The organism is Vibrio sp. 1180_3 (assembly GCF_029478545.1).
Classification (GTDB): Bacteria; Pseudomonadota; Gammaproteobacteria; order Enterobacterales; family Vibrionaceae; genus Vibrio; species Vibrio aestuarianus.
In genome coordinates, this window is record NZ_SJFM01000033.1 from 1 (window position 1) to 26,960 (window position 26,960).

Annotated in this window: 21 protein-coding genes and 1 pseudogene; 13 read left to right on the forward strand and 9 right to left on the reverse strand. The window is 42.6% G+C overall.

Annotated features, from left to right (window positions below):
* A partial coding sequence (locus EYW48_RS16940) for a retention module-containing protein (RefSeq protein ID WP_277432708.1) occupies positions 1-2,048 on the reverse strand: 2,048 nt, incomplete at its 3' end.
* A 380-nt stretch (positions 2,049-2,428) separates the two neighbouring features.
* Between EYW48_RS16940 and EYW48_RS16945 the strand changes: the two genes are divergently transcribed.
* Complete coding sequence (locus EYW48_RS16945; RefSeq protein WP_277432709.1) at positions 2,429-4,042, forward strand: EAL domain-containing protein; 1,614 nt, start codon at positions 2,429-2,431, stop codon at positions 4,040-4,042.
* Here the strand turns inward: EYW48_RS16945 and EYW48_RS16950 are convergent.
* Together EYW48_RS16950 and EYW48_RS16955 are read right to left on the reverse strand one after the other, a co-directional pair.
* Positions 3,966-4,155: pseudogene (locus tag EYW48_RS16950) on the reverse strand (hypothetical protein); the annotation flags it as partial. The gene EYW48_RS16945 and the pseudogene EYW48_RS16950 sit on opposite strands and share 77 nt — an antisense overlap.
* A 143-nt stretch (positions 4,156-4,298) precedes the next feature.
* A complete protein-coding gene (locus EYW48_RS16955; RefSeq protein ID WP_168524477.1) occupies positions 4,299-5,207 on the reverse strand; it encodes an aldo/keto reductase family oxidoreductase in 909 nt (302 codons plus the stop codon).
* A gap of 97 nt (positions 5,208-5,304) precedes the next feature.
* Here EYW48_RS16955 and EYW48_RS16960 point away from each other — a divergent pair, with 97 nt between their 5' ends.
* On the forward strand, positions 5,305-5,718 hold the full coding sequence (locus tag EYW48_RS16960; protein WP_171981431.1) for an XRE family transcriptional regulator: 414 nt from the start codon (positions 5,305-5,307) through the stop codon (positions 5,716-5,718).
* On the opposite strand, the gene EYW48_RS16965 is transcribed toward EYW48_RS16960, so the two are convergent.
* Complete coding sequence (locus EYW48_RS16965) at positions 5,693-6,235, reverse strand: hypothetical protein (RefSeq protein ID WP_277432710.1); 543 nt, start codon at positions 6,233-6,235, stop codon at positions 5,693-5,695. The genes EYW48_RS16960 and EYW48_RS16965 overlap by 26 nt on opposite strands.
* Positions 6,236-6,482: 247 nt before the next feature.
* On the opposite strand from EYW48_RS16965, the gene EYW48_RS16970 reads away from it, so the two are divergent.
* From EYW48_RS16970 to EYW48_RS16980, 3 genes are all read left to right on the forward strand, one after another.
* Entirely contained in the window at positions 6,483-8,534 is a 2,052-nt protein-coding gene (locus tag EYW48_RS16970; protein ID WP_277432711.1) for an alpha-amylase, read from the forward strand.
* Between the two features lie 355 nt (positions 8,535-8,889).
* A complete protein-coding gene (locus EYW48_RS16975; protein ID WP_171981428.1) occupies positions 8,890-10,131 on the forward strand; it encodes an outer membrane protein transport protein in 1,242 nt (413 codons plus the stop codon).
* A gap of 14 nt (positions 10,132-10,145) precedes the next feature.
* Positions 10,146-12,530, forward strand: a complete 2,385-nt coding sequence (locus tag EYW48_RS16980) for a VolA/Pla-1 family phospholipase (protein WP_277432712.1) — start codon at positions 10,146-10,148, stop codon at positions 12,528-12,530.
* 115 nt (positions 12,531-12,645) lie between these two features.
* Here EYW48_RS16980 and EYW48_RS16985 read toward each other — a convergent pair whose 3' ends face one another.
* Entirely contained in the window at positions 12,646-13,545 is a 900-nt protein-coding gene (locus EYW48_RS16985; RefSeq protein ID WP_277432713.1) for a DMT family transporter, read from the reverse strand.
* Between the two features lie 97 nt (positions 13,546-13,642).
* Here EYW48_RS16985 and EYW48_RS16990 point away from each other — a divergent pair, with 97 nt between their 5' ends.
* Positions 13,643-15,058, forward strand: a complete 1,416-nt coding sequence (locus EYW48_RS16990; RefSeq protein WP_277432714.1) for a PLP-dependent aminotransferase family protein — start codon at positions 13,643-13,645, stop codon at positions 15,056-15,058.
* On the opposite strand, the gene EYW48_RS16995 is transcribed toward EYW48_RS16990, so the two are convergent.
* Positions 15,055-15,195 carry a hypothetical protein gene (locus tag EYW48_RS16995; RefSeq protein WP_176312472.1) on the reverse strand — a complete coding sequence of 47 codons (141 nt, stop codon included), beginning with the start codon at positions 15,193-15,195 and terminating at the stop codon, positions 15,055-15,057. The genes EYW48_RS16990 and EYW48_RS16995 overlap by 4 nt on opposite strands.
* A 184-nt stretch (positions 15,196-15,379) precedes the next feature.
* Here EYW48_RS16995 and EYW48_RS17000 point away from each other — a divergent pair, with 184 nt between their 5' ends.
* The 3 genes from EYW48_RS17000 to EYW48_RS17010 all read left to right on the forward strand — a co-directional run bounded on the left by EYW48_RS17000 (position 15,380) and on the right by EYW48_RS17010 (position 18,368).
* The gene (locus EYW48_RS17000; RefSeq protein WP_277432715.1) at positions 15,380-17,416 is read left to right on the forward strand and encodes a methyl-accepting chemotaxis protein; all 2,037 of its coding nucleotides are present in this window, start codon (positions 15,380-15,382) and stop codon (positions 17,414-17,416) included.
* Positions 17,417-17,584: 168 nt separating this feature from the next.
* The gene (gene speG, locus EYW48_RS17005; RefSeq protein WP_053311718.1) at positions 17,585-18,106 is read left to right on the forward strand and encodes a spermidine N1-acetyltransferase; all 522 of its coding nucleotides are present in this window, start codon (positions 17,585-17,587) and stop codon (positions 18,104-18,106) included.
* Positions 18,107-18,122: 16 nt separating this feature from the next.
* Positions 18,123-18,368 (forward strand): Rho-binding antiterminator, encoded by a 246-nt coding sequence (locus tag EYW48_RS17010; protein ID WP_168524461.1) that lies wholly within the window; start codon positions 18,123-18,125, stop codon positions 18,366-18,368.
* Positions 18,369-18,442: 74 nt separating this feature from the next.
* Here the strand turns inward: EYW48_RS17010 and EYW48_RS17015 are convergent, their stop codons facing one another.
* Positions 18,443-19,051, reverse strand: coding sequence for a 2OG-Fe(II) oxygenase (locus tag EYW48_RS17015; RefSeq protein WP_277432716.1), 609 nt, complete (start codon positions 19,049-19,051; stop codon positions 18,443-18,445).
* 231 nt (positions 19,052-19,282) lie between these two features.
* Between EYW48_RS17015 and EYW48_RS17020 the strand changes: the two genes are divergently transcribed.
* Entirely contained in the window at positions 19,283-21,283 is a 2,001-nt protein-coding gene (locus EYW48_RS17020) for an alkyl sulfatase dimerization domain-containing protein (protein ID WP_277432717.1), read from the forward strand.
* 47 nt (positions 21,284-21,330) lie between these two features.
* Here the strand turns inward: EYW48_RS17020 and EYW48_RS17025 are convergent, their stop codons facing one another.
* Positions 21,331-22,236, reverse strand: a complete 906-nt coding sequence (locus tag EYW48_RS17025) for a LysR family transcriptional regulator (protein ID WP_277432718.1) — start codon at positions 22,234-22,236, stop codon at positions 21,331-21,333.
* Between the two features lie 115 nt (positions 22,237-22,351).
* On the opposite strand from EYW48_RS17025, the gene EYW48_RS17030 reads away from it, so the two are divergent.
* A complete protein-coding gene (locus EYW48_RS17030) occupies positions 22,352-22,672 on the forward strand; it encodes a heavy metal-binding domain-containing protein (RefSeq protein WP_168524459.1) in 321 nt (106 codons plus the stop codon).
* 80 nt (positions 22,673-22,752) lie between these two features.
* Here EYW48_RS17030 and EYW48_RS17035 read toward each other — a convergent pair whose 3' ends face one another.
* Positions 22,753-24,588, reverse strand: a complete 1,836-nt coding sequence (locus EYW48_RS17035) for a M4 family metallopeptidase (RefSeq protein ID WP_171981535.1) — start codon at positions 24,586-24,588, stop codon at positions 22,753-22,755.
* Positions 24,589-25,132: 544 nt separating this feature from the next.
* Between EYW48_RS17035 and EYW48_RS17040 the strand changes: the two genes are divergently transcribed.
* Positions 25,133-25,480, forward strand: a complete 348-nt coding sequence (locus EYW48_RS17040; protein WP_171981536.1) for a DUF3316 domain-containing protein — start codon at positions 25,133-25,135, stop codon at positions 25,478-25,480.
* Between the two features lie 468 nt (positions 25,481-25,948).
* Entirely contained in the window at positions 25,949-26,797 is an 849-nt protein-coding gene (locus EYW48_RS17045; RefSeq protein ID WP_171981537.1) for a hypothetical protein, read from the forward strand.
* Positions 26,798-26,960: the final 163 nt, after the last annotated feature.

Genomic DNA, 26,960 nt, shown 5'->3' on the forward strand with positions numbered 1-26,960 from the left:
AATTGATAGCTAACAATGCCATCCGCCCCATCCACAACGTCAAAATTACCACTCAGCGTCGTACTGCCTGAGCCATCCGAGCCCATACCCGACAAATCATCTTCATCAACGGTTTGTTGGCTACCCGTGCGAATACCTTGAATGCTCGGCTGGTCATCATGGATGGTCACTGGCAAGGTAATGCTTGAACTATCACCATCAAAGTCAGTCGCTACCACCTTGAAATTCACCAATAACTCATCGGCACTGGCCGCATGGTCAATCGGCCCTTCGAGGGTAAAGCTGTAGCTGCCGTTGGCATTGAGTACTAAGGTAAATACCGCCGCGCCACTGACTGTCGTGGCGTGATAAGTGTACGCACCATTGGATAACGTTGGCGCACCTAAGCTCACCGATTCCCCTTGCGAGGTTAAGCCCGCAATCGGGTTAGTCGAGCTATCCAACTGATAACTCACCACTCGGTCCGCCCCTTCAATGGTGGTGAAGGTGCCGCTGGCCGTCAGTGGCTCTTTGCTGCTGTCAGAGCCGGTGACCAGATCGTCTTCATGAATATCGAGTGGAACCGAATCAACAATCACAGGCTTATCATCGACGATGTTGATCGGTAAAAGTGCAACCTGAGAAGTATCACCATCATAATCAGTGGCAAAAATAGGTAACTCAAGCAATAGCTCATCGCTATCGACTGGATGATCGATTACCCCTTGCAAAGTAAACTGATAATTGCCATCAGGGTTCAGTATCAATTCAAAAATTGGAGTCCCATTCGCCGAAGCTTGATAAATGTATACACCATTAATAATGCTTGGATCCGCAAATTCGACGGCAACACCTTGCGAGGTTAAACCAGACAATGGATTTACACTTAAGTCGACTTGGTAAGTTTCGACAACATCAGAACCTAATTGAGTATCAAACAGCCCGGAGATCGTAACGTTAAGTGACCCACTGGAATCAGAACCAACATTGGCTAAATTATCTTCAAAAACCGACCCTATTGGCTCGTCAACCATGACTGGATTATCGCCATCACCAATAACTACTGACACTGAAATTGGTGACTGGATGGGGTTTCCTCCAGAATCTACACCTGTCATTTCAAACTGAATGGAAATTTGGTCATTAGCGAACGAGACTACCCCACCACCGACTTCAGGAGTGTGGTCTATTGGCAATGTGATGGTTGTAATGACCTCTAAATTGACATCTTTACCGACCGATGTAGCGATCATATTAATAGTGAGCACTTCATTACCATTCTGCTCACCGATAATGCTATTTGTTGTTGCATCATAACGGAAATCAACAGGTCGACCTGAAGAGGTAATGTCTGCGGCTAATTCGCTGAGAAGAGCATTCAGTGAAAGTGGCGTAGGAACAAAAGACGCGCTATCCAATGGCAGATCACCAGCGGCAATAAGTACGCTTGAAGTTACTGACTGTGGATAAGAACCTTGAGAGAGTGAGCCTTCAACCAAAGCTTCTGAAAGTAAATTACCACCAGCACTGAAACGCAATTGACCCAGTTCATCATCGGTAGATTGTTCTTCAACAGTAGAGCCTTGAGTTTCAAAAAATGTACGCGCCAAGACTTCCGTAAAATTGTAATCAATACTAATAAAGCCAGCATTCGCCGAGCCCGGACCACCAGCACCACCAGCCGTTGCTTCTAAGATTTGGGTTGGATCTTGCCCGTCTAAAATAGCTTGCTGAATCGCGGCAATATTGTCAGCATCAAAGTTAGTATTTTCAATTAATGAAAGATCAGCATTGATCGCACCTTCAATCGGAAATGAAGTTAATGCAGATGAAGGGTCAGCGCCTTGCGGTGGTTCTCCAAGACAGGCGACACAGTTTTGATCGATCACTTTAAGTTCGCCGAAAACCATAACAGCCACAGAGGAGTGGTTAATCGTAATTAAAATTTCGCCTTTGTTTAAATAATCTCCGTCATTTAACAGACGAGCATTACCTTTAGCATCAACAGCGATAACCTCGCCAACCACTTCCGTCACCGACGCAGGTTGATTAACCACTTGAAAACCCATAAAACCCCCAGATACATCTCATCAAGCATGCGCAAACTGCACAATAAACCATCAATTATTACTTTTATTTTAGTTGCTCTTCGTGTTTTAGGCTTAATTTGTCTCTAAAACTTTTGTAGTAAAAAATAACGATAGCCATCACAAACACAACGCAAAATACCTCAATTAGCAACATGTCGCCATAGCGATATAGAGTATGGTATACGTCCGTAATACAGCGTTAGTTAAGGCTGGTAAATGATTGTGCTTATTTTGGAGTACATCAATGCATGATCTTCCCACCAGATTTCTTAAAAATAAGACAAAGTAATAGGTTACGTTGATAGATTAATTACTTATAGTACACAACAGAACAATCATCCGTTAATTGGCGAAATTTTATGAGTACTGTCTTTGTGTCTAGTTATGACAGTCCAATGAATTGCATTCGAGCTATCAAAGCAAAACTTTCTGCGCGCATAAACACCTTTATCCCGATCTTGTTGATTTTTTTCTTGGTGTTTATTTTTGCTGTTATTCAAAACTTCTACGACACAAACCATCAAGCGGCATATTTTGGAGAGCAAGCTATACAGCGGCTCGAAAATTATATCAATCAGACATCGAGTGAACTGAATCAGCTCGGAACTTCAGTTTCACCCCATTGCTATCGAGAAGACGTACTCGCCTTACGAAGTTATACGTTTCGTTCAAAATTGATAAAAGAAGTGGGCATGTACAGTGCACAAGGCACTATTTTTTGTACAAGCCAAGAAGGGCCTTCCACCATACATTTCTATAAAAACATTACAGACAGGCTCAAAGAGTCACCGAGTAATACTACGATTTCTTTGGCTCAGTCGCGTAATAAAGAGCTCACTTTTTTCGTTTATGCCTCTCAACCAGATATGAGCGGTATCAATGCGCTAATGCCTCCCGAACAGTTTATGGACTTAGTAGCCCCCGATTTGGCAGCGCAGCATTACGGCTATCAAGTTGAAGTGTTAAGCCAAAGTATACATAGCGAGCAAGGTTCGATGAATTCGGCTCTACGCATTTTCCTGTTTCAATCAGAATACTATCCTCTTTCCATTCAAATTCATCTTAACACTGGTTCATACTTATACCATTTCACCCAGCGTTTATGGCTTGTTTTACTCGTCTCGAGTGTGCTCTCTTTACTTTATCTTGGTTGGTACAATTATTACCTCAGTAGAAATACCTTGGCAGTCTCTCTGAAAGAGGCTATATCCAACCATCAATTAGAGCTGTACCTGCAACCTATCGTAGATATATCTGAAAATAAAATTGTTGGCTGCGAGGCTTTAATGCGTTGGAATGAACCTTCACAAGGCTATATTTCACCAACCATTTTTATTCCTTTAGCTGAGCGTATCGGGGTCATCCATCAAATTACCTACCGTGTACTAGACTTGGTCACTGAGTTTGTTGAACAGCACTCAAGCTATCTTAATGCACAATACATTAGTATCAATATCAGTCGGTTATTGGTAGTGGATATAGACTTCATTGAACACATGGTTGGATACGCAGAGAAACACGCAAATATTGTTCCTCAACTTTTGCTTGAGATAACAGAAGATAATAATTTCAGCGCAGAAGAATTAGAACAAGCGATCGATAATTTGGCCCTATTAAAACAACTTGGTTTTAAAATCGCTGTTGATGACTTTGGTACCGGTTATTCTGGCTTAAACTTTATTCATCAACATGCTTTCGACACCATCAAAATTGATCAAGTTTTTATTAAAAGCCTGCACCAGAATTCAGCGATTACTCCCGTACTGGTGTCGATGATTAAGCTAGCAAAACATCTCAATATGCGCCTTATCGCCGAGGGCGTCGAAAATCAAAAGCAAGCGCTCGCACTCGAACAACTCGGTGTCCGTTATATCCAAGGCTTTCACTACTCAGAGCCTATTCCTGCGCAGTCCTTTGCCAAATTTCAACTTGCCCCTGCGATGATCCATGGTTATACCAATCGTAGTAAATAACTGTTCATCCTAGCTGGTTAAAATGCTCGATAACTGCGTTAGAATTTTTGATTGTAGAATAACTACTTATCGAAACTTCTTGTCGAAAAAAGCTGCCTTGTTCTCAAGCCTTTTTCCTGCGCTATTTCTGATCACTTATTTACTGTGATTGGTATTAGGCCTTGCAAACACAGACATAAATAAAAAAGAGCCAGTTTTAATGCTGGCTCTTCCATTTAGATATTTCTCTTTTTAGCAATAGAGATTAGACGCCACTCTATGGCACACCATGACCTTTTGAGGCTACCCAAACTCGATACCATTGCTCACGAGTTAATTCAAACTCCAGTGCTGCAATAGCCGCTTGCACGCGTTCTATTTTGCCTGAACCGATAATTGGTAACGGCTTTGAAGGTAAACGACGCACCCAAGCAAAAATCACTTGGTCGATACTTTGAGCGCCAATTTCTAGTCGAATCGCTTCTAATTCTTCGCGTACACGTTTTGCTTGTTCAGTATCACCACTGAATATACTACCGCCACCAAGGCATGACCACGCCATTGGTCGAGTGCGGTTCATTTGCAGCTGATCCAAAGTGCCATCGTGCGCCACTTCAAAATTCAATGGATTAATTTCCACTTGATTGGTAACCAGTGGTTTACCTAGGCGAGACTGAAGCAATTCAAACTGGCGAGGACTAAAGTTTGAGACACCAAAGTGTTTCACTTTACCCACTTTGTGCAGTTCAGAAAATGCTTCGGCGACTTCATCAGCCTCCATCAGAGCATCAGGACGATGAATCAGTAGCACGTCAATTTCACTGACACCTAAACGCTCAAGCGAGTTATTCACTGACTGATAGATATGCGCAGAGCTAGTATCGTAATGATTGATCTTACGTTGTGGAGTTCTGTCTCCACATAAGTTGATGTCACACTTGGTGACGATCTGCATCTGTTCACGCAATGAAGGCTCAAGAGCCAAGGCTTCACCAAACAATGTTTCACATTGGTAGCTACCATAAATATCCGCGTGGTCAACGGTGGTAATCCCTAGCTCTAAATGCTGTTTTAAGAACGTCAAACGCTGCTGTGGCGTCATGCCCCATTCACCTAAACGCCAATACCCTTGAACGAGCTCGGAAAAATCTGGCCCTTGAGGCGCAATTGTTACTTTAGCAACCATTGGTTGTCTCCTTTTCTCTCAACTGACATCATCCTAAGCTTGTTTGTTGTATGGCTCAACGGATAGACTACGGAAGTTCGAACTGGAGTACGAAGTTGTGAGTTTTTCTACACGTTTACAAGAATTAATTGGCGAAGAAAGCATCAGTGGCTTTGCTCGCCGCGTTGAATTATCAGAAGGATTAATTCGAAAATACCTTAGAGGCAGTGAGCCAAGTTTATCCAAAGCGAATCAGATTGCGATGCGAGCCAACTGCTCACTTGAGTGGCTCGCCACCGGCTGCGGGTATTTATATCGTCAAGCTGAAGTCGTGGATATGGACGCCTTTCTCCTAGCGTATCAAACCATTACTGGACATCAATTAAGCCAAGAAGAGCAAGAAAGACAACGTAAAATCATCTCGGGTTATCAATATTTACGTAGCCACAAAAAGGCAGATGGCTTTTTAGATCACGCCGCTATGGTGACATTTTTAAACCGCCAGCCTAAAGAGTTGACTCCGAATGAGTAAAAACAAGGCAGATGGCTTGCCCATCTGTCACCAATTGTGCAATGTTGTTTCCCTTCTGCCACTGCTGCTGTTGAGGAAAAATCGTCGGCGTTTGATTCAAAAATAAAACTAACGCTTTATCAACCTCTGGCATTGAATGTTTTGTTAACTGTTCTTGCACTGAAAAATATTGATCACCGATCATAACTTGCGTCAGTTGAAAACCATCGCGTCTTAAGTTCAGTTGTAAATCACTGTAGGCCATACGGCTAAAATCAATATGCATCCGCACCGAGCTAACTTCGCTGTTAGTGATCTCAAGCTCTGCCCACGCGGAAGTTTTGTAGTACTCAACCACATCACTACAATAAATTGGAGCTCTATGCTCATCACCACATTCAATCATATCATTGCGCTGAGTCAGCTCTGACTGGGTCAATTGATGTGTATTTTGCTCAACAAAGGGGAGGATAAAATCAGGTACATTAGCCGATACCCAACATGACCAGATCACGCACAGCAGCACGATAACGCGCATGTAAACTCTCCTTATCTTATTGATAGTCATCAGTTTCACTTGAGTTTAAAGCAAAAGCAACAACCGAACGTCTACGCCCCCAATCAGTGAATTGTGATCGATAGCAAACTCTTGGGGCTTAGGCTGAAGAATGATGTCATCGCCATATCCAGGCTTTATCCTCAAGGTCGAGTAACCTCGCCCTACAGCGATTCAAAAAATAAAAACAACTGAACATCATCAACGAGTACAAGACCAAGGATAGAGCATGAAACTCACCACTTTAGCCCTAGCGTTATGCGCAGCTGCGCCTGTCGTTTTAGCCTCACCCAATCTGACCATATCTACCACCACCAACAGCCGTGATTTTCCACTCGACGCCCAACAGCCGTTAGTTATTCCACTGACAAAAGACAGTTACACACTCAAAATAACCGGCCTTGAGGGTAATTGCGTTGCGCCGAATGATCAAAAGATCAAATTCAATACTCCCGTTGCCTTAAATTGTGGCTCCCCCACTGAATTACCGCTAAAAATTCGCTTCACGGGGGATTACGCCTTTAACTACGACCAAGCACAACATACGCTGACTTTTGTTCGCCAAGCGAAAAAATCGACCAAAAAAGAGTTTAAAAGACCCATTCCGGCGGTAACTTGCGAGCAATACCAAGGTGGTGAAGTCACGCTAGAACTCGGAAAAACCTTCGCCGATGGTACTCAATTAAAAGAGAGCTTCACTAACCAAAAAGTTGTGGTTAAAGATGGCAAGGTGACACTTTTACCTTCACAAAACAGTGGTGGCTTGGTGCTACTAGAGCCAATAGATAGATCTGATGAAGCGCAGCCGTTCACCTATCGCAACGCAAATATTTACTTTGTGATGGTAGATAGGTTCAACAATGCCGATACCAGCAACGACAATAGTTATGGGCGAAAAAAAGACGGTAACGATGAAGTAGGAACCTTTCACGGTGGCGATTTAAAAGGTGTCATTGAAAAACTCGACTACATAAAAAGCTTAGGAACCGATGCCATTTGGCTTTCGCCTATCGTCGAGCAAGTACACGGTTTTGTCGGTGGGGGCGATAGTGACTCCTTTCCATTTTATGCCTACCACGGTTACTGGACTCGTGATTTCACCAAAATTGATCAGAACTTCGGCCAAGATGAAGATCTAAAAACACTCGTCACCGAAGCACATAAACGCGGCATAAAAATCTTACTCGATGCCGTCATCAACCATTCTGGTTACGCTACACTCGCCGACCTGCAATTCGATAGCATTGATGTCGTTAATAGCCAAGATTTACCAAAAAAATGGGCAGATTGGGCACCTCAATCTGGTCAAAACTGGCACAGTTATAATCAGTCTATCGACTATCAAAGCCAAAACTGGTCACAATGGTGGGGAGCGGACTGGGTCCGTGCCGGCTTGCCTGGTTATTCAAAACCAGGCTCTAGTGATATTACTATGACGTTAGCTGGTTTACCTGATTTCAAAACCGAATCAACTACCGCAGTCACACCGCCCCAATGGTTGCTGCGTAACCCAGGAACGCGAGTTGTCGCACGCGATAACTACAGCGTGGCAGATTATTTAATTGAGTGGCAAACCGACTGGGTTAAGCGTTTTGGTATTGATGGCTATCGGGTGGATACGGTAAAGCACGTTGAAGGAGAGGTCTGGCAACGCTTAAAGAAAGAAGCATCGCGTAGCCTAGAGCAATGGCGAGAGGCTAATGGGAAATCAGGGCAACCTTTCTGGATGATGGGTGAAGTATGGGGGCATTCAGCCTACCGTAGCCCTTACTTTGACGATGGATTTGATGCACTGATCAACTTCGATATGCAGAAAAAGCTGGATAAAGGGGCTGCATGCTTTAGTCAAATGGAGATGGTATACCGCGACTACGCAAAAACACTGACTCTGCATCCGGACTTTAACCCCGTCAGTTACATGTCTTCCCATGATACTGAGCTGTTTTTTGGTCGCTTCAAATCATTTGAAATGCAACGTAATGCTGCTAACGCATTACTACTTTCACCCGGTGCAGTACAAATTTATTATGGTGATGAAGTCGCAAGACAAGTGGGCCCTTACGCTGATGACTTTCATCAAGGAACACGTTCCGACATGATGTGGCAGTTGGATACTCAGCGACAATCGTTGTTAAACCATTGGCAAACAGTGGGCCAATTCCGCCAAGCCCACCCTGCTATTGGTGCCGGTTTGCATAAAGAAATTAAACAACCAGGCGCCTACGTGTTTTCAAGAACGTTAAATAACGACAAAGTCGTTGTTGCTTTTGTTGGTCGATAATCACTCAGTTAAGGTAGCCTGGGCAAGCTTCAGGCTACCTCCATTCCCGCTCTTTGCCTAACTCACTAAATCAAAACCACAACATCACCAACTTCAATAATTTCAATCAATTACTGACAGAATATTTATATTAGCCTCATCTAATCCCCTTATTCAACCTACCCAACAAAACCATACTGGTCATACCATGAAAAGTTAAATTTATCTTGAATTACAATTAGTTAGAAACTAACATTCGAGCCTTTTGGTATTTAAATCACTATTTTCTTTGACATTTATATAACACAAATTTAACATCGGATTGTGCAATATAAATACAACGAAATAATTATAAAAAGGCCTTAGGAGGTCGAGAATGATCATCAAACCCCGCTCTCTACTCGCGCTGTCAATCTTGACTGCGTTTAATGTACATTCGGCTGGATTCCAAGTTGCGGAACACTCAGCATCTGGCCTTGGCAGAGCTTTTTCTGGTGAAGCCGCTGTCGCTGACAATGCCTCTGTCATTGCGCGAAACCCTTCTGCTATGACCCTTTTTGATCGTGCGCAATTTTCAGGAGCAGTGACCCTTGTAGATCCAAACGTTGATGTCTGGGATACCACTAATGGTGAACAAGCCACTGACGTAGCACCGATGCAAGTTGTACCTGCGGCTTATTATCTCAGCCCGATCAACGATAAGTGGTCATGGGGAATTGGTATGTTTACAACGTATGGCGTCGCGACCGATTATCCAGATGATATTCAAGCTGGTGACTTAGCCGGGGATACCTCATTAGTGACAGTCAACTTGAACCCTGCGGTGGCATATCGCATTAACGATCAGTTTAGTATTGGGGCGGGGTTGAACTTGGTCTATGCACAAGCGGAACTGACTCGTCATAAAGGTGCATTGGCTCCATTTTTAGGTGGGAGCATTACAGACAAATTAATTTCGTTAGAAGGCGATACCTTTGGTTTTGGTTGGAATATCGGCGCGATGTATGAAATAAATCAAGACCATCGATTGGGTTTTGGTTATCGCTCAAAAGTTGATCTCGATTTCGACGATGGTGAATTTAAAAGTTACGACAGTGGAATAACCAGCAGCTCTATGGTCACTGGGCGTCTTGAAATCAGTTTACCTGCCATTTGGGAATTATCTGGTTTCCACCAAATCACCGAAGCCTTTGCATTACACTACAGCTACCAACGCACCGACTGGAGCACATTCTCCGAACTGAAAGCGACGTCTCCCGATTGCAATGACGGAGTAGTAAACCAATGTTTTTATAAACAAGAACACTATGAAGACAATGGACGTTGGTCAATCGGCGGTACTTATCAGTTCTCTACCAGTTTAATTGGTCGCGTTGGTTTTGCTTACGACGAGCAGGCAGGTAAAGCGACACTGAGTATTCCAGATAGTGACCGTAACTGGTACTCCCTCGGTCTAACCTATCTCTTTAATCCCGACCTTTCTCTTGATGCTGGCTTTGCCTACGTACAAAGTAAAGATGGCTCCTTTGAAGAAACTAATGCTCTGAGCGAAACCTTGAAGTTCAATTCGAAAGGTAACGCCTACATTAGTTCTGTCCAAATCAACTACACCTTCTAAGCGCGGAGCACATTATGAAACACGGAATCGCTTTATCTGTCCTTTGCAGCGCCCTGCTACTTGCTGGCTGTGGTGATGATTCATCGAGCACGACCCATAAAACCCAATACGAATCATACATTCAAGATGCACTAGCACGTGATACCAAAATAAAATTCACCTTACAGGGCTCAAACGCCAGCGTACCAGTGCCTTCCTTTGCGTTAATGAACGCCAGTGACGGTACGCTTGAAATTCCAACTGGTGGTAATGATGCCTTAACCAACCCTATCGCAGCGATGGGTACTATGGATGGGTGGTCAACATCAATGCCACTGATTATGAATTTTGAGGGAACCGGTTTAGCCGATGGTATTGTCACGTCTGGAGTCTATCTCATTGAGCTATCCGACAGCATGACTGGCTCTCCAACACCAAAAACCATTTTAACTAATGGAACGCATTTTACGGTCTATTCGAGCGCTCAAACAGATACGTTGAGCATTGTGATGAAGAGTGACTTAAACCCAAGCTCGGAATACATTCTCGCGATTACGGAAGCGGTCAGCGATGAAAATGGAGACCCAGTCGGTACCTCAAGCAGTTATGCGGCGCTGAAATCATCGAAAAAAATCTATACCGAAGGCAGCTTAGCAACGGTTCAAAAAGTCACGCAAGGAGTTGAAGCCTTGTTCCAAGCTACCGGAGTCGACAGCACTAAAATTATCTACTCAACTTGGTTTACCACTCAATCAGTCGGGGACACCTTATTTGCGGTAAAAGGGGCAACAGCTTCTGCTTTACCTGCTGCAATAGCTAATCAGAACCTTGATATTGGGCAAGTATGGAAAGGCAGTGCCAACCCAAATAATATTGACCTGTCATCAGCTTATACTATGGTCATGAATAGCCCAAGCACCTACACCGATGCTTTGAACGCCGACACCAATTTCACCACTTATTTTGATTCTAGTGGCGTAATCAAAACACTACTAAATAGCAAATTCGGCGCGAGTGGAGTCTATGTTAGTAAAGGGACAGTACAGTTGCCTTATTATTTAGAAAAAGGGACTACCTGGAACAGTCAACCCTTTGAATCGGCAATGCCAAGCTTAGCTTTGATTTCACAAGCCCTGTCTGATGATACCGAAAAAACAACCATTGCCTCGCAATTAATTGCAGCTGGAATTGACACCAGTGTTTTAGCATCAAGCACAACAGAGCAATTGAAACTAGTAGGAATGGATCTTACTAAGTCTGATGGTTCGGCATTAGATCCAAATCGATACATCACGCGTTACAATCCAATACCGAAAATTAAGTCGTTAGAATCGGTTAATCTCCTGCTATTTACCCCATCAAATACGGCAGCTGATTGGCCAGTGGTTATTTACCAACATGGCATTACGTCAGCCAAAGAAAATGCCTATTTCTTTGCGGCCAATTTAGCAGCCAATGGCATCGCTGTTCTTGCGATTGATTTGCCTTTGCACGGTTCACGCAGCCTAGACAGCACGCGCTCTGCCAATGTTGATGTCACCGCCTATCTCAACTTAAATAACCTAGCCGTTGCACGCGATAATGTTCGTCAAAGTGAACTCGACATTATGAGCCTGACTTTTGCGCTGAATTATTCGCGTGAAATTAAGGAATCATTAAAAAATAGCATGCTAGAAAGTACAGATGCCATAGCTAATCCACCACGTTTTCTTGGTCATTCTTTGGGTGGTGTTGTTGGTGTACCAGCAGTCGCTGCCGCTAATAGGACGCTTGATGGTGGTATGGCCGATGCCGTTTACGCGTATTCTTCATTGAGCACGGCCAATTCTGGTGGTCAAATCGCCAACTTATTGCTGGGCTCAGAGGCGTTTGGTCCGTTGATCAAGCACAACATTGCCAGCTCTGCGAGCCTTGATTACCGTAATTTTGCTGCACTTCAATGCGCCTCTCTTTCTGATGAACAGTGCTATAACTTGTTTGACTCACTCGCGACCGCCGACCAAAAAGTCACTGTCAATGCTGGTTTCAGTCAATTTGCCTACGCAGCACAAACGCTGTTAGATACTGTCGATCCATTCACTAACGCCAGTTTCATTAACTCGAGTTTACCTACCTACGCTTTGCAAGTGAATGGTGATTCAACCGTTCCAAACATGGTCGCAAATGCACCGTTTGCAGGCAGTGAACCGCTGGCAACCAAGCTAGGTTTAACAACGATTAACAGTTCAAACTCTGGCAGCATCACGAATACAAAAGATTTCATCAACTTTTCATCGGTTGGGGTACATAGCACCTTTATTTTCCCGCAAGATACTGGAGGCTCAGATACCGCAATGCATACTGAGATGATAAGTGATATTGTGGACTTTATGGCTGACAATAGTTTAGCGGGCATTAGTAACACGGCTGTACTTGAGTAAACTGAAAATAGACCTTATGTAGGCTATACAAACTAAGCTCCCGCGAGGGAGCTTTTTCGTTTTCACTACACATCCATCTGAATCATCACTTAACTCCAAATATGACGATGTTCAATTAAGGTTCCAATGCGGTTTTAAAACGTTTGATAGCTATATTAGGCTTTTTAACCACTAAATATATAGCAATAGCCGCGAGGCAAAAACCAGCCACACCCAGCCAATCAAATGACTCTCCAAAAGCAAGCCACGCCTGAATGGCAGTTGTTGGCGGCACAAGATAAAAAACCGATGCCACGCTAGAAGCAGCACCGTGCTCAACCATATACAGCAATAATAAAATCGAGATACACGACAACACAACCACAAGCCAGGCAAGGGTCATGATGAAGGTTGAAGTCCATTGAACTTGCATAGTTTCAAAGCTTAATGCCCAAGGAAGGAACAGGAACAGAGCTGCCAAATATTGCACCGTAGCACTGCCAACCATATCAATGCCCTGGCAAAACTTTTTCTGGTACAAAGTGCCAAGTGTAATACCCAACAATGACAACAAACATAAACCAATCGCGAACCATTTATAGTGTTCTGACTGCCATTCTATATTACCCATCAAGACTAAACTGATACCTGTAAAACCCAAAGCCAACCCTAGCCACTGAGCAATATTAAAACGCTCGGAGCTCATCACCACTAGTAATAAAGCAGTTAAAATTGGCTGTATTCCCACCAACAGCGAGCTTAAACCAGCAGGCATTCCCCAAAAAATAGCCTGATAAGTTCCACCGAGATAACAGCCATGAATCAACACGCCACTCACACACGAATGCCAGAAATGGCGACCTCGTGGAATACGACGCTTGAGCAGCACAACTAACCCCAAAAATAGCGCAACGTTTGCAACCATTCGCAAAGTAAGTAACGTGGCAGGCTCGGCATAAGCGAGACCAAATCGAGCCCCCACAAATCCAGATGCCCATAACACAACGAATAGAAACGGGATTAACCTTATTAACATGACAAATCTCCTAGCCATAAGCGACTCCATACTGCTACTTTATTTAGGTACAGGATGACAAGAAAGGCACAGACTTTGATGTTTTTATGGGTACAGAATGAAAGTTGAATACAAATACGATGGTGTAGAGCGATATCTCAGACAAGTCATTGAAGATGGGCTATTTCAAGCGCACGATAAATTACCGTCCATTCGGCAACTTTCGCAACAATTATCGGTCAGCAAAAATACGGTGATTCGAGCCTATCAAGCATTAGAGGCTATTGGTTTACTCTATTCACAGCCTCGTTCTGGATATCGTGTACAGCAAACTAGCACCACTGTTGAAAGCAATCTATCGCAACCTAATAGTGTGGATTTGTTATCCATGTCAAAGTCAATTTTGGTACAACCAACGGTTAAACATAGAATGCCCGCAGGGTCCGCGCACCCTAATACCCAAGGAACAGCAATTCGCAGTCTGTATGCAGAAATTGGTCGCCATAGTCGCATGCAAACTCATATTCCTAGCCATTATCAACTCCCACCAGGTAACAGTGAGCTAATAAAGCAACTGCTAAAGATCTCGCAAGATTTAGGCATTAATGTCAAATCACAAGAAATTGCGGTTACTCATGGAGGACAGCAAGCGATCAGTCTTGCGTTTCGCGCTTTGACTCAATCTGGTGACATTGTCGCGGTAGAATCACCTTGCTACTTTGGCACCTTACTATTACTCGAGTCTTTAGGATTAAAGGTGATTGAAATTCCGAGCCATAATGCATTAGGTATAGATATCGATGCCCTTGAGCTGGCTTTATCTCAATGGCCAATAAAAGCAATTCTAGTCACCCCGAATTTTAATAATCCAACGGGTTCTTTAATGCCTATCGAAGCTCGTAAACAGCTGTTAGCAGTGAGTGACGGCGTACCGATAATTGAAGATGATGTCTTTGGTAGCCTGTACTTTGGTGCCCCCCTGCCCAGCCTAAAAATGCTTGATGATCAAGATCGCGTTATTTATATCAACTCACTCTCAAAAACATTAGATTCTCGGCTAAGAATCGGTTGGATTATTGCGGGGAAATATCAGGTTCAAATAGAAAAATCACTGCTGAGCGAAAACATGGGCAGCTTGAACTTGATGCAATCGGCAGTTGCGGAGTTTCTGTCTAGTGGCAAATACCGTCAACACTTGAACAAAATGCGCAGAACTTATCAGCAAAACCAACAACGATTTGCGAAATTACTGACAAACGAGTTAAATAAATACCCTTCTCTACAAGATCAGTTTCATTTAAGTCGCCCTGAAGGCTCATTTTTATGCTGGCTCACACTACCCCACTCTATCGACAGTTTTCAGCTTTATCAGCAGTGTATTAAACAAAAAATCAGCCTCCTGCCAGGCAATCTATTTGCGACACAGGGACAATATCAACACTGCGTACGCTTCAGTACCGCCAATTTTGAAGACACTGTAGAATGGCGGGAAAGTATAATAAAACTGGCTCAGCTCATCATAAAGTTACATTAGTTCAACGTTAAACCGAGGATGACTTTACTCACAAACTCCGCTTGATTACGCGTTGCTGTTTTTCCCAAACAGGCTTTGCACGCCGATGGTGGTTTAAGTGATATTGGTGGCAGTGCCAGCATGACAATATCTGACACAGAACTTTCCTTCTCCGACTCAAGTCAACCCCCATACATCTCATTCACCCCACCAATAATTAAATTAAAAATCATTAACTCAAATCAACACCACATCGCTAACTTATTTGTTAGAGTAATGACCGAATTTTTGAACAACACAACCATACGTACAATAATAAAAGCTCCCAATACAGGTAATTACATGATTAATCGCTACAAAAATAGCAGTGTCGGCTTTCAACTAAAGTTAGTTATCACGCTTTGCTTGCTTATCGCTTTCTCCAGTATCGCTGCATTGGTGTATCGCAATGCCTCCCAGTTACTGCTTGAATCGACGTTAAAAGAGCACCAATCGAAAGTGGAAGCAATAGCAAAAACCATTGCCGGACAATTTGACGCTTACTTAGAAACCACCAAAATTCTTGAATCTACTTTTCAAAATGGTTACTTAGCTGGCCTTTACGTTGAAGACTACACCGTAGAATTTGCTGGTCGACAAATTCGTAACATCACTCAGTACGGTGACAGCCTAGTTAATGACACAAAATTGGTGGATAGCTTCACTCGTGATACCGGAGCTGTTGCCACCATATTTGCGCCAGCAGGTAATGAATGGGTACGTATTTCAACCTCTCTGAAAGATCCAAATGGTAACCGCGCAGTTGGTACAATATTGGACAGTAACCACCCCGGGTATCAAAAGTTAATGAGTGGCCAGCCTTATTACGATCAAGTTACTTTATTTGGCAAGAAATACATTACCTACTACGCGCCAGTTAAAGACAGAGCTGGCAAAACCAATGCTATCTCATTTATCGGCTTGCCGGTTGAAGATGCCACTCATGATCTGTTTGATAGCTTAAAGCAAGTGACATGGGGTGATAGCGGCTACACCATAGTAGTCGATAACCGAGAAGATAATCTAGGTAAGTATTTACTCCATCCAATCAATAACGAAAACAGCCCATCAATTATTGAAGTTCCGGACTATGAAGGGAACAAACCTTTTACGGCTATCTTTGAACAACAAAGTGGCTTGATTCGTTACCCATTCAAATATAATGATACTGTGGGTGAGAAATACCTCGTTTTTACTGAAGTACCAGGCTGGAACTGGAAATTACTTGGGGGAACGTTCATTAGCGAAGTGACCAAAGCCAGTAATGATCTGCTCCAATTGATTGTGATTATTTCACTCTTAGTCGGTGGTGCGACTTTCCTTATCATGACACTGTTCTTAAACAAAACCATCCAGCCACTAACAACATTAACAGGCTATATGGAGCGTTTAGGTAAAGGCGAAGTCAGCCTAAACATTGCCGCAGGAAATACTCAATCACGCAACGAGATCATACGCTTGACTAACGGTGTTGCGCATACGGCACAACAACTTAATCAACTGGTCGGAGAAATACGTTCAACCAGTGATAATGTCAGCATTCAATCCAATAATGTCTCTCAAGATGCTAACAATAACTTGGCACAAGCCGACGTTCAGCAACAGCAAGTTGAACAAGTCGTCACGGCGATCGAAGAGATGGCAACCTCTGCCAAAGCCGTTGCAGAACAGGTTGAATCGATTGCCGAAAATGTTCGCCATGCTAATCAAGACACTCAATCTGGTTTGAGTCTAGTGGAAACGGTTTGTATTGATGTCGCACAGCTTAATGACCAGCTAGATCGTTCAGCTCAAGCAATTGAACAGGTCAACAAAGACAGTGAGAGCATTCAAACCGTCACGCGGATGATTGATGAAATAGCAGAACAGACCAATTTATTAGCACTAAATGCAGCCATTGAAGCGGCGCGAGCAGGTGAACAAGGCCGTGGTTTTGCTGTAGTTGCAGACGAAGTGCGTACACTGGCACACCGTACTCAAACATCTGTTAAAGATGTCGTGGCTATTATTGAAAAACTAAAGAGTTCTACGGGTAATGCTGTGAACCTGATGAACCAAAGCCAAACCAATGCCAATAGTGTCTTAGATAGTGCGCAAGATGCTGGCACAGCATTGGAATCGATCGCCGATCAAGTCCGTGAAATTGCATCGCAGGCAGATACCATCGCTGCAACAGCTGAAGAACAAGCGCAAGTGTCACAAGAAGTCGCCGCAAGTGCGACAGAAATTAGTGATCTAAACGCCCAAAGTCGCAATACCAGCGCGCAAACCTCTCAAAGCGCAACGCAATTGCAACAACAAGCAGAAGCCTTAAAGCAGCAAGTCGACTTCTTCCATTAATCCATTTAGGCCAAGCATTCTTGCTTGGCCTTTTTCTTACACTCTTCTTTTCACATCAATGAAAAACAACAAGTTAAAAACGATAAGTGTTACAAAATTCTCTCACAATACTTGTATTGCAACACACTAGGAATAAGATGAAGGCCTTAGTGCAATGTAAGGTCTGTTATGAATAATCAATTATTTTTAAGAGCGTTGGAACGCGGTGACTTACGTTTTATCCATAATCTCAACAACAACCGCAATATCATGTCTTATTGGTTTGAAGAGCCGTATGAATCTTTTGATGAGCTCGAAGAGCTGTACAACAAACATATTCACGACAATGCCGAACGTCGATTTGTGGTTGAAAATGAAAGCCGAGAATTGATTGGTCTGGTCGAATTAATTGAAATTGATTACATTCATCGTAGCGGTGAGTTTCAGATCATCATCACCCCAGAGCACCAAGGCAAGGGGTTTGCTGAAACCTTAATTAACAAAGCACTCGACTACTCTTTCACTATTTTAAACCTACATAAGATTTATCTGCATGTTGCCACTGAGAATGAAAAAGCAATTCATCTCTATGAAAAAGCAGGTTTTATTGAAGAAGGACATTTAGTACAAGAGTTCTTTATCAATGGTCAGTACCGAGATGTAAAACGCATGTACATTTTGCAAAATGAGTATCTCAACCGAACAGTGTAACACTTAGGAGTATACGATGATTGCTTGCAGTCAATACGACTATATTGAACTTGCGTGCTTGTTTCATTTGCCTGTAAAACTCACTCTAAAGAGTGGGGCAACGTATTCCGGCATCGCTGTGGATACGTTACATAATGAGCATAAACAAGAATGCATTCTACTGAAAAATGAAGAAAATGAATACCTAGTGGCAACGGATTGCTTGCTGATGATGGAAGCGCTGAGTGAGCATCCTCACTTTACGATTGTTGAATTTACCTGAACCAAATCCGCCTAAATTTTAGAGGTTGCCCGGTACTGCATAACTTCAATAAAGCCACGCAGTATCTGGCAATTCTAAATTGCAATATCTAACTTGTTATCGGTCACACCATTGACTCGAAACCACCCAGCAATACTGACACGTTCGGCTTTGGTTGGTAGCACTTCATGTGGAAAACGTTCCGATAAAAACACCAGTAAACGACCAGATAGCGGAGCAAGCGTTGCAAGGTGGGTATCGTTGAGATCATACATCGCCAACTCACCAGCATCTTCTTCGCTCCAATGCTCGTTCATGTAAAATACAGTGGTCAATTTGCGGCTTTCATTACCTTTAAAGGCATCTAAATGCTTTTGGTAGAACGCCCCTTGCTCATATTTGGCAAAATGAGCTTCATACTCAAACAGACCGAGAAAAAAATGACGGTTCACCTCTCGGCGAATTTGCTCCATACGCTCTAAATAATCTTGCACTGGCTGGCCCATACTCTCTTCCAACCATTGAATTTTATCACTACGAATCTCCACTTCACGCTGTAAGGCTTCGTGTCGACCAATACGCGCCCCTTGCCATGACTGTGGCATACAACTACGCAGATTTTGTACTTGCTCTGGGTTTAAAAAGTCATCCCATACATACCAACCTTGGTCAGCAATGGCGTCCATCAAATTATCTAACGACATGTTTTCTCTACACACAGCAAAAGTGCAGTGGTTATAACGGTCACCAGCCATAACGACAAATCTAGCTTTCGATGCTTAAGACAAGGCAAATTTGTGGAAGCCTCGTACCACATCTGATATTTACAAAATAAATATTAGATAGCGATATATCTATAATGATTTAATACCTAACTCTTCACTATGATGCTCTGCACCTACATTGTATTGAATCTAGACCATAGTGAGGCAACCATGAACCTACGACTCCTTCCCTTATCTTTCGCTGTCATCAGCACACTAGCCGTTGCGGGCACAAGCTCACATTCAGCCAGTACATTAGTGATACCAAGCCCTAGCGTGAAACCAGCCAGCGAATTTACCATCGAAAAAAATGATCAAGTGGCAAATTATTTAGACTTTGCCAATACCAAGGATTTTAATGATGCGACTCGCGGTTTTATCGCCACATGGCCAGAAAGTACGATTAAAGACAAAAACGGCAATGTTGTATGGGATTTTACTAAGTTCGATTTTGTAAATACCGACCACAACATTGATACCATTAACCCTTCTTTACAACGCATGGCTAAACTCAATAATCAGCATGGTTTATTCAAGGTTAAAGAGGATATATACCAAATCCGTGGCTTCGATTTGTCTGTGATGACCTTTGTCCGCGGTGAGCACGGTTGGATAGTAATAGACCCTCTGCTGTCGGAAGAAACCGCTAAAGCGGGGATTGACCTGTTACGTCAACACGTTGAAGATGCACCAGTTTCAGCTGTGGTATTTACTCATTCTCATATAGACCACTTTGGCGGCATTTGGGGAGTCACGAATAAGAAAGATATTGAAAGCGGTAAGGTTCCCGTTATTGCTCCAAAAGATTTCTTTGAACATTCAATTTCAGAAAACGTACTAGCGGGTAATGCCATGAGTCGTCGTGCTAGCTATATGTATGGCAACATGGTCGACGCAGGTCCTACTGGTAAAGTGGATGGTGGTTTGGGTAAAACAACGTCGACCGGTAAACCAGGCATTGTAGAGCAGACTATGGAAGTTTTGGATACGGGTGAGATTCATCAAATTGATGGTGTTGAGGTCGAATTCCAAATGGCAAATGGTTCTGAAGCGCCTTCAGAGTTTATCTTCTACTTCCCTAAATACCGAGTCTTAATGGCATCGGAAGTGATGACTCATACCATTCATAACATCTCCACATTACGCGGTGCACGAACTCGTGATGCCAATGCATGGGCGGCTTATGTAGATGAATCACTGGAAATGTTTGCAGCTAAGTCTGATGTGATGATTGGTTCTCACCACTGGCCGACCTGGGGAACGAACAACATCACCGAGCAGCTTGAAAAAACACGTGATATGTACAAATTTGTTCACGACCAAACGCTACGTTTAGCCAACCAAGGTTACACACCTAACGAAATTTCAGCATCCATCACGCTGCCAGAATCACTTGATAAAGCTTGGTATAACCGTGGTTACTACGGCACAGTGTCGCACAACGCTCGTGCCACTTATGACTTTTATTTCGGCGCATGGTGGGACGGCAACCCAGCCAACTTAAACCCACTCACACCATCGGAGCAAGGAGCAAAATACGTTGAAGCCATTGGTGGTGAACATAAGGTTATCGAAATCGCCAAACAAGCGATTAAAAATGGCGAGTACCGCTGGGCTGCCACCTTGCTGAACAACGTGACATTTTCAAACCCAGAGAATATGGACGCTCGCTACTTAGAAGCTGATGCTATGGAACAACTGGGCTACCAAGCCGAATCTGGCCCTTGGCGTAATTACTACCTGATCGGCGCTAAAGAGCTACGCCACGGCTTCACACCAGCGGCGACCCCAGATACAACAGCGATTGTTGCCAATATGCCAGTATATTCTGTATTAGAATCATTAGCGGTGAGGGTAAAACCAGACCTTGCTAGTGACATGAATATGACGGTTAACATCAAAGTGAAAGGTGATGATCAAACGACAAATGGTCAATATGCATTGAAGCTATCAAACGCGGTATTAAAAACTTATCAAAATCGTCAATTTGACCAAGCTGATATTACGTTAAGCTTCTCACGTGAGACCTTTGTGCAGCTTCTGACAGGCAAGATGTCGTTACCAGACGCGGTAAAAGGCGGTAAATTCACCATATCAGACCAGACGAAATTTGACCGATTTATTGGGGTTTTTGACACGTTCGACAGCAATTTCGGTATTGTAACGCCTTAATCCAAATATATTGACTATGATAAAGCAGCCGTATCTCGGCTGCTTTTTTATTGCGATAGTGCGGAAATTAAATGCCTCAACCACTGGTTAGCTGGGTTCAAATTCATCTTACTCAACCAAACCATATGTGAATGAAGAAGTTGGTCTTCAAACGGAAACGGAAGAATATTTAATTGAAAAACGTGTTGGTACTGCTGTGCAAACGTCACCGGCACAACCGCAACTGCATCACTATAAGAGACAGCCGCTAACATACCAATTAATGACGAATGTTGACTGTACACCTGCCGCACAGGCACCACTTCTTTCACAAACCAATCAATAAAAGGAAGTTGTGAGCGGCGCATTTTCAGCAGCACATGTTCTTCTTGTAAGTATTCCGCTTTACTTAGGCCTTGGTTCGATAACCTAGGATGAGCCTGACGCACCACGCAGCATAAGTTGTCTTCTTTTAGAAGTTTAGAACGAAAAACTTTGCTTTGCGGCGCTTCCACATCAATCACTAAATCGACTTTTTCTAACTGTAATTCTTCATACAGGCGGTCTTCATTAGACGGTGGCTCCATCAACACCACATCAATGTTTAAATCAGCCAATGCTTGATCTAACCCTTGCCGCAATGCATGGATCTGCGCTTCATGGCAATACACTAAAAATCGGCGAGTCGATATTTTAGGATCAAACTGATTGACCCCTTCCAGCATCGATTCAATATCCATCAACGGAGATTGGATACTTTGATACAGATCTTGAGCAAAACGCGTCGGCTTGATTCCACGCCCTGTTCGCACAAAGAGATCGCTCCCAACGTGCTCTTTTAGACGCGCCAAAGCATTACTCACCGCTGATTGAGTTAAATCTAATTGATCTGCAGCTTTGGTTACCGATTCGGTCTGATAGGCCGAAATAAAGACCCTTAATAAGTTAAGATCAAACTTTCGTTGCGCTTTCATCACACCAACATTGTGTTATGAATGTAGCCGTTAATAGTAATCTCTGAATTTTAGATTGGAAATAGTCAATCATTCATGGTGTGATATCAGCAGCCACACCCTACAAGGATTTCCCATGAACATCACTACAACTCCAACCATTGAAGGCAAACGCATTGTCCGCTACTGCGGTGTGATTGCAGGAGAAGCAATTCTCGGTGCTAACATCTTTAAAGACCTTTTCGCAGGCATTCGCGATATTGTCGGTGGTCGCTCAGCCACATACGAACAAGAGCTGCAAAAAGCGCGGATGATTGCCCTAGAAGAATTAAAACAAAGAGCAAAAGAGCTAGGAGCCAATGCCGTAGTCGGCGTGGATCTTGATTACGAAACGTTTGGTAAAACCAATGGCATGTTAATGGTTTCAGTGAGTGGTACCGCTGTAGTTGTTGAGTAGCAGGGGCTTTCCTGTCGATCTGTTGAGACAAAAATAGAGGGGCACAATTGATGCCCCTATTTATGTATGGCCAAGAACGATCAATCTAATCTTAACGTTACGCCACTATAGCTGCTGTAACCTTTAAGCATCACGTGATATGTGATACCTGGCTCAGCAGAGATAGTACACTGCTCATTGTTACCCGATTTATATGGACGACAATCCCATGACGATGTTGTTGGCTTACTACCAATTTTTACATATAGATCGGCATCACCTGTACCAGAACTGGTAGAGACTTTCACATTAGATGAACTTGCCACTGTAAAGTTGTAGTAAACTTCAGAGCCTTTGGCCCCTTGCAAAGCCGACACTGGCAGACCTTTTTCCAACACATTATCGGTTGGAGGCAAAGCACCGCAGTTTGCATTCACACCAACTTGATTAAATGCATCAACCACGTCAACTACGGTATAGCCTAAGTCTTGCGCGGCTTTTGCCACACCACAGCCACCTTGGTCAAAGGTGCTGTTGGCTGTCCAATACAATTGGTTAGCAACCGTAAACACTTCAAAACCTTTGCGTACCGACCAATTGGCTTTATTGGCTAACAGATAATATGCCCGGTTAAACACACCGCTTGAATTATGCACGTTGAGACCGTTGTAGTATTGAGAAGCATGATCAATAGAACGACCATCTTTCGATGGTTGGTCGAAATAACGCAGACCTCCAGAGGACTTAAAAATGTCACTGCCCACTACCCAATCGACACTGCCTTTCATGTAGAATTCTGCGGCTTCACCAGCGATATCAGAGAACGCTTCATTGATACCACCAGACATATTCGCATAAACCAGGCCAGAATTTTGCTCGGTAAAACCGTGACTGACTTCGTGAGCACTAACGTTAATATCAACCAGTGGATAAAACGTATTCTGGCCATCACCAAACGTCATCGATGAACCATTCCAAAACGCATTTTCATAGTTACTATCGTAATGCACACGCATGGTTAGCTGGAAAGTCAGTGGTGAAGTGTTCATCCAATCTTTATACATATCAAACACCACTTTACCAAAGTAGTGCGCATCATTCAGTGGAGAATAAGCCCCATTGATCGACTTGTAATCGTTGTAATTGCTCGCGTCTGTACATGAATAGCTGAACGTTGAACCGCCCGATGTGGCGTTTTTCATATCGACCGTTTTCACCGCACTATTCACCATGCTACAAGTGCTACCGACCTTATCGACGATAAAATTTGGATAATCCATCCCGTACTGATACAAACCCGTTTTTTGATTCCCACCAGGGCCAGAAGCGGCCGCTTCAACGTGATTCAAGCCTTCCCAAGTTTGCAATACTTCACCGCTCATCGCATCAATAAAGAAAAATGGACGTGACGGTTCACTGGTCGCCACGAAGAAATCAACCAGATACACCACATGAGCGATTTGATTTTCATCTAAGCGAACCATGAGTTTAGCGTTTTCATTTTCTGTCTTAAGATCTTGCGTAACCAACGATGGGGCTTGCTGCTGATAATAGGATAACGCGATATTGATAGCTTGTTGCTGTTCAAGTTGTGGCGAGGTACTAGCAACATCAGCATCAATTTGTTGAGCCATCACGCCATAAACTTGCCCGATTCCTTTGTCTGTTTGTGTTGCCACGACGGAAGTATTAAAAACAGGCAAACCTTTATATATCTGCTGATAACGTACTTTAACTTTGCCATTTGGTAATGTGACACTTTTCACAGGTTGAAAGCCATGTTGTGTAGCAACAATACTACGAGCCTGAAGTGATAGTGCTTGCTCAAGCACATTAGGGTCATCAACTGACACCATTTGTGCTGCAGATACTGGGAGTGCCGCCGCTATTGAACTAGCAAGGAATAACCACTTTATTTGACGTTGTTTGTTTTTCATTTCTCAATCCTAGAGAGTTGTTATAAGCATCCGTTTACGATTTACTTCCTATCAATCATAAACAGTGTGACTGCGAATAATTCGCACATTCAAATTGGATCAAGAAAATCAGCTTGGCCAGCAATGCACAAAAAAAGGAAAAATCTTACGTAAAATAATATGGTCACAAAAAAAACAATAGCAAAAGTAAAGCTACGGATTATTGATAATTTATGTTTATATATTAGATTGATAGCAATTAATGATAATTTAATGTTCATTAATTGGTACATAAAACTATCAGTTTATCTTTACTTGAAATTAAACAATCGCTTTCACTTTTTTTATAAGTGATGCTCATAGTCATCACTTTGAAGATTTATTTGCTATTCAATGGGTAAAATCTGACACAATTGGCCAAAACCTGTAATAACAACTCTTTGTCAGAAAACCACACCAGAAATTATCACCACCTTTACATTGCCTGACGGACTCTTTACACCGAAATTGTTACTATTTCTCCATCAAATCGTTAATACCGTTTCACAATGAAAGGAGTAATCCGATGAAAAAAGTCATGATTCTTGCTGCAGCATTAACTATAAGTACAACCGCTTTTGCCGGTGTTAGAACTTCAAACTCTGAAACATCGTTTAAGACTGAAGCTTTTGCTACCGAACAACAAGCTTATAACGCAGGGTTTGATTTGGTCGAGCAATTCCAGAACATGTCACCGAACCAATTAGCGCATAAACTGCCAATATCTGAGGCATCACTCAATGGTCAAAGCGTAAAAGTAAATGATATGGAAGTGCATGTAGAACAGTTTGCCAAAAATCCTGGCCAAATTCAGTACCGCGCTATCGTTGATGTCGACTATCAATTCCAATATCGGGAAAACAAAAGAAGCTAATTATTCCAGCCCTTATCTCATTGATGATAAGGGCTCTTTTATTTCAAACCTTTTAAAACATAAATACTTTTATAGGTACAACCCTACTGACGATAAAAGGCATTGAACTTAGGTTATCTCCTCTTATCTTCATTTCATTAACCTATATATTAATTTCATCTATTCATTTGAAATTATACGGACCCATACACATAAAAGTAGACATTTGCCCTGCGAATATCCAAACACATAACTTTTACAAAAATAAAATACATTCTTGACATAAATCATGACTATTTATCTCATCCATCATTCACTCCGAAAAACAATGACACAGACAGACCATACTTGAAAATATCACATTCAACTTTTCACCACTCTTTTCACTTACCTTTATTTTTAAAATCATTAGCATAATTCTCATCAACAGTTCTCTAAATCTTCTGTTGATAAATAATCTCTTGATTCTATTTAATTAAGGTATAACAGATGAAAAAAACGTTACTTTTCCTATCTATGATTATGGCGAGCTCAGCAGCGATGGCCTCACAAGGTCATATTGCTGGTTTTGATTACCAAGGCTACAATTTCGATAACCACAAATTTTCGCTTTCATTCGATGAAACAAAAATGACAAGTAGTGCAGAGATTCTAGACTATAAATGGGAGTTACTCGATATATCAGGCGATGCAAGCACACAGGATGTGACTATAAAAAAAGCGAATAAAGCCAATGCAAAGTTTACTTTTAGCGGTGATGTCTATCAGGAACCAATTGTTATTGCTTTTAAATTGACGGTCAGCGATATCGATGGTAAAGAAACAACAGACACCGTGACATACTCACTCTACCCAAAGCCAGAACAAGTAAAAAGTGGTAACGGGAAGAAAGCTTATGTTTGGGGTAAGTACTACAAAGTCGGTGATATCGTGACTTACAATATGAAAAAATTTCAATGCGTCCGTGGCCTAACTAGTGGACCGGCTAGCAACCAATCACTTGGCAATTATGTTATGGGTGAACCTTGTACCTTTGGTACTAGACCTGATAACGGCTATGAGCCGGATGGTATTGGCAGTAGTGCATACAATGTTTGGCGACCAATTGGTATAACTAAAGATTATGAGGTTAAACCTTATAGTACACAGTCACAATATAAACTAGGCGATCGTGTAAAATATAACGGAAAAACTTATCAATGTGGCGGAGATCCATCGACTAGTAGCGCCACTATGTTCTGTAGTCATAATTTGTACAAGCCGGATTCTTATTTATCAAACCAACGTAAAGTTTGGATGGATGTGGATGTTCTTGGTAATAATAAACTTACAAACTAAATTCAAATCATAAGCTTAAGATCATTCAGTATCGTTAGTACTGAATGCAGGAAAACGATACTGTATTTGGTTAAGCAAACCCTTAAACATCAAAACTTAAAGGTTTGCTCAACACCATGCTTGCAAAATTCAGCTTTTAAACTATAGGGGTTATAATATGCAC

Excerpts from the sequence above, each read along its gene's own strand:
- EYW48_RS17025 (WP_277432718.1), bottom strand. The coding sequence starts at position 22,236 with ATGAAAGCGCAACGAAAGTTTGATCTTAACTTATTAAGGGTCTTTATT.
- EYW48_RS17000 (WP_277432715.1), top strand. The coding sequence starts at position 15,380 with ATGATTAATCGCTACAAAAATAGCAGTGTCGGCTTTCAACTAAAGTTA.
- EYW48_RS16955 (WP_168524477.1), bottom strand. The coding sequence starts at position 5,207 with ATGGTTGCTAAAGTAACAATTGCGCCTCAAGGGCCAGATTTTTCCGAG.
- EYW48_RS17040 (WP_171981536.1), top strand. The coding sequence starts at position 25,133 with ATGAAAAAAGTCATGATTCTTGCTGCAGCATTAACTATAAGTACAACC.
- EYW48_RS16975 (WP_171981428.1), top strand. The coding sequence starts at position 8,890 with ATGATCATCAAACCCCGCTCTCTACTCGCGCTGTCAATCTTGACTGCG.
- EYW48_RS17035 (WP_171981535.1), bottom strand. The coding sequence starts at position 24,588 with ATGAAAAACAAACAACGTCAAATAAAGTGGTTATTCCTTGCTAGTTCA.
- EYW48_RS16965 (WP_277432710.1), bottom strand. The coding sequence starts at position 6,235 with ATGCGCGTTATCGTGCTGCTGTGCGTGATCTGGTCATGTTGGGTATCG.
- EYW48_RS16985 (WP_277432713.1), bottom strand. The coding sequence starts at position 13,545 with ATGTTAATAAGGTTAATCCCGTTTCTATTCGTTGTGTTATGGGCATCT.
- EYW48_RS16990 (WP_277432714.1), top strand. The coding sequence starts at position 13,643 with ATGAAAGTTGAATACAAATACGATGGTGTAGAGCGATATCTCAGACAA.
- EYW48_RS16970 (WP_277432711.1), top strand. The coding sequence starts at position 6,483 with ATGAAACTCACCACTTTAGCCCTAGCGTTATGCGCAGCTGCGCCTGTC.
- EYW48_RS17030 (WP_168524459.1), top strand. The coding sequence starts at position 22,352 with ATGAACATCACTACAACTCCAACCATTGAAGGCAAACGCATTGTCCGC.
- speG (WP_053311718.1), top strand. The coding sequence starts at position 17,585 with ATGAATAATCAATTATTTTTAAGAGCGTTGGAACGCGGTGACTTACGT.
- EYW48_RS16945 (WP_277432709.1), top strand. The coding sequence starts at position 2,429 with ATGAGTACTGTCTTTGTGTCTAGTTATGACAGTCCAATGAATTGCATT.
- EYW48_RS17010 (WP_168524461.1), top strand. The coding sequence starts at position 18,123 with ATGATTGCTTGCAGTCAATACGACTATATTGAACTTGCGTGCTTGTTT.
- EYW48_RS17015 (WP_277432716.1), bottom strand. The coding sequence starts at position 19,051 with ATGTCGTTAGATAATTTGATGGACGCCATTGCTGACCAAGGTTGGTAT.
- EYW48_RS17020 (WP_277432717.1), top strand. The coding sequence starts at position 19,283 with ATGAACCTACGACTCCTTCCCTTATCTTTCGCTGTCATCAGCACACTA.
- EYW48_RS16980 (WP_277432712.1), top strand. The coding sequence starts at position 10,146 with ATGAAACACGGAATCGCTTTATCTGTCCTTTGCAGCGCCCTGCTACTT.
- EYW48_RS17045 (WP_171981537.1), top strand. The coding sequence starts at position 25,949 with ATGAAAAAAACGTTACTTTTCCTATCTATGATTATGGCGAGCTCAGCA.